Consider the following 13,058-nt stretch of genomic DNA (forward strand, 5'->3'; position numbering starts at 1 on the left):
AAACACTATAAGCTTACTATTCACTTGCAATTATGTGTAAAGCCTTATTAAATAAGCCTTAGGTCTAAAAATAGCAGCAGTTATAACCTTTGGTTATATTAACTTGGTTTTAATTATTTTTTACTTATTGATAGCCACTATATTCTGCTTACTAGGTTAACGTGTTTTTTATTTGAATTTGTTTAGGGGTGTTATAAACGTGCAGTATTTACCTATCTTTACCAAACTCGACAACAAACCAGTATTGGTTGTTGGCGGTGGAGAGGTCGCATTACGCAAATGTCGCGCGTTTTTAAAAGCCCGTGCCAGCGTAACTCTAGTAGCACCTTGGTTTTGTGACGAACTAAAAGAACACGCACACAATAATGAAGTCACACTTATTGATGCCTACTTCGATGAATCACATCTCGACGGTAAAATGCTGGTTATTGCCGCAACTGACCGCGATGAGGTAAACAACAATGTGTTTGAACTTGCCAACGCGCGTAATGTGTTTGTAAACGTGGTTGATGATCAACCTAAATGTACGTTTATATTCCCTTCAATTGTTGACCGCGACCCAATTACTATTGCTATATCAAGCGCAGGCACTGCGCCGGTACTAGCACGCCGCTTACGTGAAAAACTTGAAACCCTTATCCCGCAGCATATAGGCCCACTTGCTACGTTAGTTGGCGGGTTTAGAAATAAAGTAAAACAACGCTTTAAACATTTTTCAGACCGTCGTCAATTTTGGGAAGGCGTTTTCGACTCATCCGTTGTAAGTAAAGTACAAACAGGCGATACAAAAGCCGCAGAGCAACAACTTGAGCAAATGCTAGATGCTAAAGCTGAGCCAGAAGGCGAAGTGTATGTTGTTGGTGCGGGTCCTGGCGATCCTGAGCTTTTAACACTTAAAGCCTTGCAACTTATGCAACAAGCCGATGTAGTCGTTTATGACTTTTTAGTCTCTGACGAAATAATGGAATTAGTACGCCGAGATGCTGACCTTATTTGCGTAGGCAAACGTTTGGGCGATCATAGCGTTGTCCAAGAAGATACCAACCAAATGCTGGTCGACCTTGCCAAACAAGGCAAAAAAGTATGTCGAATTAAAGGCGGCGACCCATTTATTTATGGTCGTGGCGGTGAAGAAGTACAAGTATTAGCAGCCAACAATGTAAATTATCAAATTGTGCCAGGTATAACAGCTGCCGCTGGTTGTAGCGCTTACGCGGGTATTCCGCTAACGCATCGCGACCATGCGCAAGCTATTCAGTTTGTAACTGGCCACTGTAAAAAAGACGGTCAAGAGCTTGATTGGCAGTCACTGGCTAAAGCCAATCAAACACTTGCTATTTATATGGGCGTAATTAAATCGCCACATATACAAGCTGAGCTTTTAAAGCATGGTCGTAAAGCCGATACACCCGTAGCGGTTATTGAAAATGGCACACGTAAAAATCAACGAGTAGTGACAGGCCATTTAGGTGAACTTGCTGACTTAATTGAACGCAACAATATTATATCGCCAGCATTACTTATTATTGGTGAAGTAGCCGCCCTACACTCGCAATTAGCTTGGTTTGGGCAAAACGAGCAAACAAGTAGCTTTGCACAACCACTAACTGATGTATCAAATACCTAACCAGTACCTAATCAAAAAATACGCTAAAACACTTTTAATCTGAACTTTGAATAATAAACCAATTAAGCAAAGTTCAGATTAATTAAACAGCAAAATAGCAGTTCCATTCATTAAAAAGACAAACCTGCATATAAAATAACTAAAAATAATTTAGATAGAAGTAAAACCAGCTAGACCAATCGCTTACTCAACTGATAACGTATCTAAAACAAAAGCACACAATATAGGTTAACCCCATGAACCAAACCGAACTGCTAGAAGAAACCCTAATACTTGCCCGCAAAGCAGGCCAAGCCATAATGGGTATTTACGAAAAAGATTTTAACGTTGAATACAAAGCTGATGAAAGCCCTGTAACCGACGCCGATTTAGCAGCTCATAAAATAATTATTGCTGGGCTGCATCAGCTCACTCCCGACATTCCTGTATTAAGTGAAGAAAGTGCTGATATAAGCTGGGATGTACGCCAAACATGGAAAAGCTACTGGTTAGTCGACCCAATCGACGGCACTAAGGAGTTTATTAAAAAGAATGGTGAATTTACCGTAAATATAGCTTTAATCGAAAACGGTATTCCTATCTTAGCCGTAGTTGATGCTCCCGCTCTTGGCGTATCGTACATAGCCGCAGAGGCTATTGGTGCATTTAAAGATAAAGGCGATGAGCGAATAGAGCTTAAGGTAACAACCAAGCCTAACAAAGGGTTAATACGTGTTGTAGGCAGTCGCTCGCACCCATCACCCGATTTAGCCGAGTTTGTAAAACGCTTTGACGATGTTGAAATGGTGTCAAAAGGCAGCTCACTAAAACTGTGTTTAGTCGCCGAAGGTAGCGCCGATATTTACCCGCGCTTAGGTCCAACCTGCGAATGGGATACCGGTGCAGGCCATGCTATTGCCGAAATAGCCGGTGCTAAAGTCACCCAGCTTGATGGCAGCCCGCTAATTTACAACACCAAAGATGAATACTTAAACCCGTATTTTGTGGTGAGTGCGATAGAAGAGTAAGAGCCTAGAGCTGCGAGTTTTAGCTACTAGCAGCTCAATGTCAATTTAAACACCGTAGGTTGGGTTGAGCGAAACGAAACCCAACAGGCTTAATATTTAAGCGCTAGTCGTTAGCCCCATACCCCGAAGGAAATGGCTTTAAACCGCAAAAATCTATACCGCAAATAATTTCACCACCAAGAACACCGAGGCGCTTCGCTACACAGAGCGATTACAACTCCTCAGAAAAACTTAGGTTTTTTATTGCCATATCAATACCTGAATTATTTTCTTGATTATCCCTAAGCTCTACGAGTGTTTGTAAAATATCTTCCTTCTCCTTAGGTGAAAGCTCTACATGCCCTATTTCTATATCATCTGACGTTATAGCCTTTATTAAATAATCAACAACTCGAGTATTTTTATTGTTGATTACAACTTTCAATAGATTTTTGATTAACTTATTTAAAAAGATAAATTCACCATCCGCCAACTGCGAAAAGGTTTTAAATTTTAGACATATTAAAAAAGATCGTTTGGATAACTTATGGCCATTTGAATTTAATAAATTACTAATATTAATGCCTTGAAAAAGCTCATTACTATAGCTTGCAGCTTCCCTTCTGTCGGCTTCATCTTTAATATCAATATAACTTCCATTTCCATCCCTTATTGGGATTATTCCTTCAAAATTTCGTAGCAACCTTTCCAGTTGTAACTCAAGCAACTTTTCTCCACTTTCTAAATTTACTAGCCTGTTTAAAACGCTTTCCAAATTGCCATTATCAATAGTTTGCTTTATATATTCTTCAAAAACACCCTCAGTCAAAAAGCCATTCTTATCTTTTCCAATATGCTCTAAAATATCAAAAGCTATTTTTTCTACCCTATTTTGATTTTTATCATCTAAAAGAAGTTTCCGACCAAAACGGTCAAATGCCTCTTGCCAACCGTAATCACTACAGATGTGTTGTGCTAACTCTTGTGTGGATGAAAATTTTATGGAGTCAATAACCACCTGATCTCTCAACTCACTTTTAGGAACAGTTTCCAGCAATACCCGCTTTAAATAATCAATAGAGTCTGGTTTTACACCTAAATGTTGCTCGCCACTATTTTTATTACTTTTTAAACCATTTCCGCTTTTATCAGTTATATCTTCTTTAAGATTTAGTAATTCCTTAAATAAAGCATTGTAAACATGCGTAGCTTCACTATTTGTAAAATCAGCTATCAAATCAGAGAGGGTTTCGTTAATCGTTTTTTGTTTCCCATCTTCTGTTTTTGCCACTGGTAGTGATTTTCCATAAACCAAGTTAATATATGAATTTACAAAAGCATTAAATAACGCAGGATTATCTTCACGTAATGTCGTAATTAATAACAAAGACCCAAAATCGACCTCCCCTAATAGCTTATCTCTAGTCCAGCATTTACTTACGCGTCGCATTACTCGTTTTAACATCCGAGCTGAGTCTATAACGTTATTAGAAATAATTGCTGGTTGATAGGAGCTCTGGCTAAAGGTATGTGGATTTTGCTTAGTATATTCGTCGATGTCATTTGCGGATGAATTTATTAGCTTGAGATTTTTATTAAATATTTCTTTAGTACATAATTTCGCCCAATTACTCAGTATTCTTTTGAAGTTTTGAGATACTATTGTCTCTATATGATCAGCAACTTTGCTTAGAACCACAGTATATTCTAACTTGTCATTACCCATTGCGACGATAAAGTTGATATGACTCAGATCTCGACTTTTCAATCTGTCCAACAATGCAGCGATATCATTTAAGCGTTTTTCATTTTCATCGCCTGTTCCGCGATCTACATCCTGAAGAGTAATCAATAATTTATGGTTTGTTGTTTTTAGTACATCATTAAGTTTTTGAAAACGTGTATCTGTATCAATAGGGCCTGCAAGTAATGTAGAAGCGAATTGAAATACGCTACCACCCGATTTTAGTGCTTCGGTATAATGTTTAGGTAGCGCACGAAATGCGCACATATCAATATGTTGGCTTATGCCATCGATAATATTGCTTAATACAACATGCGCAACACTGCCGCTGGCTGCGCCCCATGTTGATATATCACTGTGTATCCAAACACTCTCTTTTTCAGAGTTTTTTGCTAAATCATTCACAATACTTTCGACGATACTGCTTTTCCCGCAACCATAAGGTCCACATAGCGCTATGTGCTGTGCTAAATCCTTTTCATCTTTGTCATCTTTATCATCTTTATCACCGCCATTTTGTAGCCGCTCGGTAATGCGCGTGGCGTAAACCTGTAAATCGGGTTCTAATTCCTCTGTGCTTTTAATAGTTGAGTCGTCTTTGAACCATTCTCTGAAATCATCTAGATCGTTGAAATCATCGCCTGAATTAACTTCAACAGAGCTGCTTTCGTTGTGCGTTTGTTTTATCTCGCTGCTAGCGAACAATCTTAAAATAACCGCAAAACAGTACAGCAGGATAAATGTAGTGATAAGCGACCATGGTGTATGGTAATAACCTGATGCGAGCAATAGTGTTACTAAAGCAGCGAATAAGATAAACCACGACTTGCCACCCAACTTTTTGGCTTTCTCTTTGGTCTCTTGAAACAAAACAAATAATGCAGATGAAAATAGAGTGATGTGTAAATACTTCAAACTAGAAAAAAGTAGATCATCGTCAAGAAAGTACGGTCTATATGCCGTATTCACAAAAAGATAAACAAGTAATGCCGCTACTGATAACCACACAGCAATTGTCACTGGCGGATATCGCCAGTTAAACCCAATACTGCGTTTAGGGTGAGATATATAAAACTTATCAAGCAACAGCTTTATGCCAATACCTGCTAAAAAAGCGCTGCAGTAATATAAAATCGGATTAGCATTTAAAATAGTGCCCCAGCTTGCATAGAACTCTTGCACAAAACCGACTTTACTTAAAAATACAGTAATTGTGGAGGCTGTAATTGCGCACAATAAAAGAGAAAGCCAGCGTGTGGCTGTAATGGGGAGTTTTTTAACTTGTGACAACTTAATATCCTTATCAATGCGTTACCTTGCCAGTGTATATCAATTGAACATTATTGAATAAGCAAGTTTAATAAATAAAACCGCCCAATTGGCTTCACTAGTCACATGACGCTATGACATGTTGGGTTTCGCTTCGCTCTACCCAACCTACGCTTCATAAGTTGAGTTTTATTCCTTCAGGGGGCAGGTCTTGTTTTTAGTTTAAGACGAAAGTCAAAAAGAATGATCAGATCCAATTTACTAATGATGGCTGTTATAAGTTTTTAGGACTTGTCATTAATTAAAAGCTTTTTAAAAGCGACAACCCTTAACGATTTTGCTGGGCGATAAAAGCAAGCGAGTGCTTATTGAATAGATCAGGACGTTCCACATTACAGACATGGCCACAATGGTGAATAGTTTGCAGTACGCTATTTTTATGACGCTTAACCATTTCTTTAACAGGGCCAAGGAACATATGATCTTCCTTGCCCATAATGTAAAGAATGGGAATATCAATGTCTTTTTCTTTGAGGTATTGCATTAAAGGATTTACGTCCATGGCTAATTTAAACCATTTTATAAACTCTTTTTGGCACAAGCGTTTTGCTTCACGAACAAATAAAAGTCGAGATTCTTTATGACGCTTTTTCGGCATCATAATAAAAGCAAATAAGCGATACAGCCACATATAAGGCAAGAAGTGTTTAAAAGTATTACCTAAATAAACCAATGTATTACTGCGAGTATTAAAACGAGTAACCGCTCCACCTAGCACCATGCTAGAAACATATTGCGGCGCAATTTCAGCAATATTTCGAATAATAATTGTGCCCAATGAAATGCCAACAAAGTGTGCGCTGGTGATATTGTTATGATCTAACACATCGATAATGTCTTTAGAGACATTATTAAATGAATAATTATTATCAACAAAGTTTTGTACTAAGTTATTCGATTTGCCGTGACCACGAAGATCAAGCAACAACACATTATATTCTTTTTTATAAGCTTTAAGCTGACGAAACCAAATTGCCGAACTACCACCTGCGCCATGGACAAACACAACCCATGTTTTACTGGTTTCATGCGTAAAAATAGTATGGAAAAGAATTTCTTTGCTCATTGCAGTTAGCGGCCTATTTACTTCGTTTGGCATATTCAATTGCAGGAAGTATAACGGAGTTTAAGAAAAATCTCTTATGAAGTTCCGATCAATGGCTTCTACTTAACAGCTTTTGGGAGCAGATTTGATTTTTAAATGAAAACCAATAAAAATGACCTTCCCCTATCTTTACGTAAAAACATCCTTATTTTATGAACATCTACTAATAGCAAAACGTGTTAGTTAATATCAATTATAAGTATTATATTCGGATCAGTTGTTCGTTATGAAAATTGCCTATCTTGGCTTTACTGCTCGCGTGACGCTATAGCGTGTTGGGTTTCGCTTCGCTCTACCCAACCTACTCTTCAATTATAATATGGGTGTTGCTATTTAAGGATTTTGCTCACTTTTACACCGCTGTTTCGTATTCATGACACTTACCCTCCAATCGAGTCTAATTAATTAGTCTAAAAATCTCTTCAAAGCATGAAAGATGTCTCTAAAAACTATACTCTTCGGCGCAGTTATTATTATAAATAATGGATGAACACACACACATGACAACATCTCAAGATGCAACGCTTTCAAATGCATCAACAAACACACACACAAACTCAAGTTCAAACACAAAAACTAAATGGAACCTGCACGATACGCAGTGGACATTAAGCCTATTTGGTACCGCCGTTGGTGCGGGTATTTTATTTTTGCCTATTAACATTGGGATTGGCGGTTTTTGGCCGTTAATTATTATGGCGTGTTTAGCGTTCCCAATGACCTTTTTTGCGCATCGTGGATTAGCGCGCTTTGTACTGTCGTCAAAAAATAAAGATGCCGATTTTACCGATGTAGTAGAAGAACACTTTGGTGTTACTGCGGGTCGGTTAATTTCCTTGTTGTACTTTTTATCTATATTCCCAATTTTGCTTATTTATGGTGTGGGTTTAACTAATACTGTTGATAGCTTTATGGTTAATCAGATGGGGCTTGAATCGCCCTCTCGTGTTCTGCTTTCGGGCGTACTGGTAGCCGGTATGATTAGCTTAATGATGGGTGGCGAGCGTTTAATGCTGCGTGCCTTTGCTATTTTAGTGTATCCGCTTGTGGGTATATTATTCTTTTTATCGCTTTATTTAATTCCTAGCTGGCAAATGCCAAATGTGAGTGTGCCTGAAATAGGCAGCTTTGGTAAAACGCTGTGGTTGTCGATTCCTATAATTGTGTTTTCGTTTAGCCATGCAGCGGCTATTTCAAGTTTTGTAAACGTGCAACGCGGTCATTATGGGGATCAGGCTACACGTAAGTCTGAGGCGATTTTAAAGCGCACTAGCTTGCTACTTATTACGTTTGTACTGTTATTTGTATTTTCTTGTGTGCTGTCGCTTACAGGCGAGCAAATGGCGGCAGCTAAAGCGGCTAACGTATCGGTTTTATCCTACCTTGCTAACATTACTGATAACTCGTTTATTGCCACACTTGGACCGCTTGTTGCCTTTATTGCGATTACGTCATCGTTTTTGGGTCATTTTTTAGGTGCACGCGAAAGCTTTACAGGATTAGTGACAAAACAAACAAGCTTGAGTGCTAAGGTTGCCGATAAAATCGGCGTGTTTATTATGTTTTTAGCTATTTGGTTTTGCGCTGTTAAAAACCCAAGTATTTTAGATATGATGGATCAATTATCAGGCCCTATTATTGCAATGATTTTATTTATTATGCCAATGATTGCGGTTTATAAAGTGCCTGCACTTAATAAGTATCGTAATCGCTTTAGCACGCTATTTATATTAGCGGTTGGCTTACTCGCAGTGTTTGCACTTTTATACAGTATGCTTAAGTAATATTTTTTAAATAAAAAAATGGCGCTCATTGAGCGCCATTTTTAATTTAATTCGTTGCTATTATTCTGTATCTGGCAAGTTACGACCATAGAATATTTCTTGCATTTCACGAGTCAGTTTAGAGCGAATTTGCTCTTCTTCACCCTCAGACAAATCATCAGTAGAAAGACCGAATAAATACGTGTTTAAGTCGGTTTCTTTTAACATCATTTTTGTGTGAAACAGATTTTCTTGATACACGTTCACGTCCATCATTTGGTACGCTTCTTTTGTATCTTCTGTCATAAAGTTTTGAATCGAGCTAATAGCATGATCAATGTAATGCTTAACACCGTTAATATCGCGGGTAAAACCACGTACACGGTAGTCAATCGTCACTACGTCTGACTCAAGACTATGGATTAAGAAGTTTAACGCTTTAAGAGGCGAAATAATGCCACAAGTAGAAACTTCAATATCAGCACGGAATGTACAAATACCATCATCAGGGTGAGCTTCTGGGTATGTGTGTACACAAATATGACTTTTATCTAGGTGCGCAACGACTGAATCAGGTAACGGACCCGGCGCTTCGTCAGCATCATAATTTTGCTGTTCTTCTACCGGCTCTTCTGAAACCAAAATTGTTACACTAGCACCTTGCGGTTCATAATCTTGGCGCGCTACATTTAAAATGTTAGCACCAATAATATCAACAACTTCACCTAAAATGTCGGTTAGTCTATCTGCACTGTACTGCTCATCGATATATTCAATATATTCTTTACGTTGCTGCTCGGTTTTTGCATAGCAAATATCGTAAATACTAAAGCTTAAACTTTTGGTTAAATTATTAAAGCCATGAAGTTTAAGTTTATCGAAGGGTTTGTTCATAATAAACCAACCTATAAATTAGTGGGTTCTGCACCTGCAGAATGAAAAGTTCGCGGATTTTATACGAATTTTCCTCATGGAAAAAGCGTTATTTTCCTTGATCTTGCACAACTTCGTGGCTATGCGTAATTTCTACTGTTTTATCAAGCATTAATGCGACCGAACAATACTTTTCAGCAGAGAGTGAAACGGCGCGTGCAAGGTGCTTTTCAGATACATTATTGCCTTTAACAACAAAGTGTAAGTTGATTTTAGTAAACACACGGGGAGTGGTTTCGGCGCGCTCTGCACTTAGTTGTACTTGTACATCTGAAAAATCTTGTTTAGCTTTTTTTAAAATGCTTACAACATCAACTGACGAGCAACAACCAACCGACATTAAAACCATTTCCATTGGGCTTGGTGCTGCGCTATCACTGCCGCCATCAAAAACAACATTATGATTAGAATTCGAACGACCAATAAATGTATCGCCTTCAACCCATTTTACATTTGCTTGCATTGTTATATCTCAAAAAAATATTTTCTTGATTGTAAGCAAGTTAGCCGTAGTTGCAAATTAAAATATACTGCACGGCTATATAAAGAGTTAAGAGCCTTGTGTAACCGCATTATCGAATAAGTTTTTAACTAAACCGGCAAACTCATCTATAAATGCATGCTGTTCGACTGTGACAGGCTGTGAGGTGATGCTGCTGAGGACTTCTTCTAAATCGTAAACTATGCCGTCAACTTCACGAACAATAAGGCTACGCTGTTCTATATTGAGGCTTGTATGCTGTTGGCAAATTAGCATTACATTATGTGCAATAACATCTTCGATTAATTCCATAACCGTTGGTGCACCTGGTTTTATTTCGCCTGGTTTCTCAAACAATGCTAAATTTTGAGTTAGATACATGATCAAGTCGTTGTATCCTGGCCTATCTAAAACCATTTTTTTACCGCCTTTAAATAATTAATTATGTTGATTTAAGCAGAAAGCTCTGTTGATTACTAGCTTTGCACGGTAGCAATACAAAAAAAGCAGCCGAAGCTGCTTTTATAGTGATTAAGTAGTACTTAATCTATTTTTAAGCCTGGACTTAATGTTGCTGGCATAGCTACTTTTTCAAGCTCTACTGAAGCAACTGGGTATGCACAGTAGTCGGCTGCGTAATACGCGCTTGCTCTGTGATTGCCCGAAGCGCCAATACCACCAAATGGTGCTGCGCTTGATGCGCCAGTAATTGGTCGGTTCCAGTTAACAATACCTGCACGAATACGACGTAAAAAGTGGTCGTAATCTGCTGCACTATCACTTAATAAACCAGCCGATAAACCAAAGGTTGTATCGTTTGCTTTATCAATTGCTTGGTCAAAGTCGTCAAAGCGAAATACTTTTAAAAGTGGTCCAAAATGCTCTTCATCTGGGAAGTCACTAATATTTGTACACTCAATAATACCTGGTGTTACAAAACCAGTATTGGCTGTGTGCTCAAGCTCTACTAATACTTGACCGCCAAGCTCAACAAGTTCGTTTTGCGCTTTAACCATGCCTGAGGCTGCAGCTGATGAGATCATAGAGCCCATAAACGGCTGGTCTGCATCGTCATAGTTACCTACTTTAATCGCTTTAGTTGCTGTGATTAAACGCTCAAGTATCACATCGCCTTTGCTACCTGCTGGTAAAAATAGTTTACGTGCACACGTACAACGTTGACCACTTGAAATAAACGCAGATTGAATAATATCGTGAACAACGGCTTTAGTATCTTCAACGTCAGTAATAATAAGTGGGTTATTACCACCCATTTCTAACGCTAAAATTTTACCTGGCTGACCCGCAAACTGTTCATGTAAAATATGACCAGTACGAGAAGAACCCGTAAAGAACAAGCCATCAATACCTTTGTGAGCAGCAAGGGCTTTACCCGTTTCTACTTCACCTTGTACAAGGTTAATTACACCTGCTGGTAAACCTGCTTTTTCCCACAGTTTAAGCGTAAGCTCAGCCACTTTAGGAGTAAGCTCAGATGGTTTAAATACAACCGTGTTACCTGCTAAAAGCGCTGGCACAATGTGGCCATTAGGTAAGTGACCCGGAAAGTTATACGGACCAAACACAGCTACAACACCATGTGGCTTATGACGGATCATCGCGCGCCCAAGTGGCATTGCGTTTTCTACGTCGCCGGTGCGATCTAAAAATGCTTTTTCAGAAATGGCAATTTTACCAACCATAGCACCCGCTTCTGTGCGAGTTTCCCACAGTGGCTTACCTGTTTCTTGTGCGATAGTAATAGCGAGCTCTTCGCTGTTTTCTTTTAATTGCGCTGCGAATGCTTTAACTATTTCTAAACGCTCAGTAAAGCTTTTATCAGCCCATGCATAAAACGCTTCGCGCGCTGCATTTACTGCGGTATCTACTTGCGCCGCAGTTGCTGATGAGGCCTGCCAAATAACGTCGTTATTTGCAGGGTTTACTGAGTTAAATTCTGTGCCTTGGCCTTGTGACCATTGACCATTTATAAATTGTGCAGGATGAGTCATATACTTTCTCCTAAATTAAATCGTGGTTGCACTAACAATATCGCCAACTTGCAAATGCAATGCATCTGCTATTTCTTGCGATAAAATAAGACTTTTTGCTCGCTCGTCAAATGTCATTGGCGCAACGGTTGCTCTAAAATCTTCAAGCTTTTCGTTGGCTAGTAACACCATGGTGTCGCCAGTCATTTCGCCAATTTCAACGTTAAAGTGATTTGCATTACGAATAGTCGCAATGTTATCTACTTTTGCTTCAACCGTTGGGCCGCCGTCAAAAATATCTACGTAGCCATTAAACGTAAAGCCTTCGCTTTTTAATAATTCGATTGCTGGGCGTGTGTTGTCGTGTACTTTACCTATTACAGCTTGCGCATCTTTACTTAGCAAGTTTACGTAAATTGGGTATTTAGGCATTAATTCGGCAATAAAAACCTTTTGCCCAATACCTGTTAGGTAATCGGCTGTAGGAAAATCCATTGAGAAAAAATGCTCTTCTAGCCACTGCCAAAAAGGGCTGCTGCCATTTTCGTCAGACACACCGCGCATTTCTGCAATTACTGTTTGCGCAAAACGCTCTTGATGTTGCTTTATAAACATAAAGCGCGCTTTTGAAAGCAGTTTACCGTTACAATTTTTACGATAGCCATCTTTTAAAAACAGTGTGCAAAGCTCTGTAGCGCCTGTGTAATCGTTACATAACGTTAAAATATCAACGGCTTTGTATACATTCAATGTACGCGAAGAGTGAATCACTTTACTTAAGTGGTAATGGTAAAACGCATCATCAAGCCCTACCGCAGCTTCAATTGCAGACGTTCCTACAACTTCACCGGTTTCGCTATCTTCAAGAACAAACAGGTAGCCTTCGTCACCGGGTTGTGACGTTTGCTTAGCAAATGAACTTACAGAATGGTCTAATTTCTTTTGCAATAGTTCTTCGTTTAATGGCAAAGATGTAAAACCATGCCCAGATTCGTGGGCAATTTTCAGTAATGCTGAATAATCATTTTGCTGGATTGGGCGAAGGATCATCATGAGTCCGCTTGCTCCCTTATAAATAACGGTAAATAGGAATTGCAGG

General features: G+C 38.9%; 10 protein-coding genes. 3 read left to right on the top strand and 7 right to left on the bottom strand.

Annotated elements, in window-relative coordinates:
* Positions 1-199: 199 nt before the first annotated feature.
* Complete coding sequence (gene cysG / locus GQR56_RS04895; RefSeq protein WP_166109344.1) at positions 200-1,627, top strand: siroheme synthase CysG; 1,428 nt, start codon at positions 200-202, stop codon at positions 1,625-1,627.
* Positions 1,628-1,863: 236 nt separating this feature from the next.
* On the top strand, positions 1,864-2,634 hold the full coding sequence (cysQ, locus tag GQR56_RS04900) for a 3'(2'),5'-bisphosphate nucleotidase CysQ (RefSeq protein WP_166109345.1): 771 nt from the start codon (positions 1,864-1,866) through the stop codon (positions 2,632-2,634).
* Between the two features lie 211 nt (positions 2,635-2,845).
* Here the strand turns inward: cysQ and GQR56_RS04905 are convergent, their stop codons facing one another.
* Together GQR56_RS04905 and GQR56_RS04910 are read right to left on the bottom strand one after the other, a co-directional pair.
* The gene (locus GQR56_RS04905; protein WP_166109346.1) at positions 2,846-5,647 is read right to left on the bottom strand and encodes a P-loop NTPase fold protein; all 2,802 of its coding nucleotides are present in this window, start codon (positions 5,645-5,647) and stop codon (positions 2,846-2,848) included.
* Between the two features lie 307 nt (positions 5,648-5,954).
* Positions 5,955-6,752, bottom strand: a complete 798-nt coding sequence (locus tag GQR56_RS04910) for an alpha/beta hydrolase (protein WP_166109347.1) — start codon at positions 6,750-6,752, stop codon at positions 5,955-5,957.
* Positions 6,753-7,291: 539 nt separating this feature from the next.
* Between GQR56_RS04910 and GQR56_RS04915 the strand changes: the two genes are divergently transcribed.
* On the top strand, positions 7,292-8,575 hold the full coding sequence (locus GQR56_RS04915; RefSeq protein WP_166109348.1) for an aromatic amino acid transport family protein: 1,284 nt from the start codon (positions 7,292-7,294) through the stop codon (positions 8,573-8,575).
* A gap of 60 nt (positions 8,576-8,635) precedes the next feature.
* Here the strand turns inward: GQR56_RS04915 and speD are convergent, their stop codons facing one another.
* The 5 genes from speD to astA form a co-directional block, all read right to left on the bottom strand.
* A complete protein-coding gene (speD, locus tag GQR56_RS04920) occupies positions 8,636-9,448 on the bottom strand; it encodes an adenosylmethionine decarboxylase (RefSeq protein WP_002958864.1) in 813 nt (270 codons plus the stop codon).
* A gap of 88 nt (positions 9,449-9,536) precedes the next feature.
* The gene (locus tag GQR56_RS04925; protein ID WP_166109349.1) at positions 9,537-9,950 is read right to left on the bottom strand and encodes an OsmC family protein; all 414 of its coding nucleotides are present in this window, start codon (positions 9,948-9,950) and stop codon (positions 9,537-9,539) included.
* An 87-nt stretch (positions 9,951-10,037) separates the two neighbouring features.
* The gene (locus GQR56_RS04930) at positions 10,038-10,385 is read right to left on the bottom strand and encodes a DUF3802 family protein (protein ID WP_166109350.1); all 348 of its coding nucleotides are present in this window, start codon (positions 10,383-10,385) and stop codon (positions 10,038-10,040) included.
* A 125-nt stretch (positions 10,386-10,510) separates the two neighbouring features.
* Positions 10,511-11,980, bottom strand: coding sequence for a succinylglutamate-semialdehyde dehydrogenase (gene astD, locus GQR56_RS04935; RefSeq protein ID WP_024610431.1), 1,470 nt, complete (start codon positions 11,978-11,980; stop codon positions 10,511-10,513).
* A gap of 15 nt (positions 11,981-11,995) precedes the next feature.
* Complete coding sequence (gene astA, locus GQR56_RS04940) at positions 11,996-13,012, bottom strand: arginine N-succinyltransferase (protein ID WP_166109351.1); 1,017 nt, start codon at positions 13,010-13,012, stop codon at positions 11,996-11,998.
* Positions 13,013-13,058: the final 46 nt, after the last annotated feature.

The organism is Pseudoalteromonas sp. Z9A5 (assembly GCF_011378875.1).
In the GTDB taxonomy this organism is placed as follows: Bacteria; Pseudomonadota; Gammaproteobacteria; order Enterobacterales; family Alteromonadaceae; genus Pseudoalteromonas.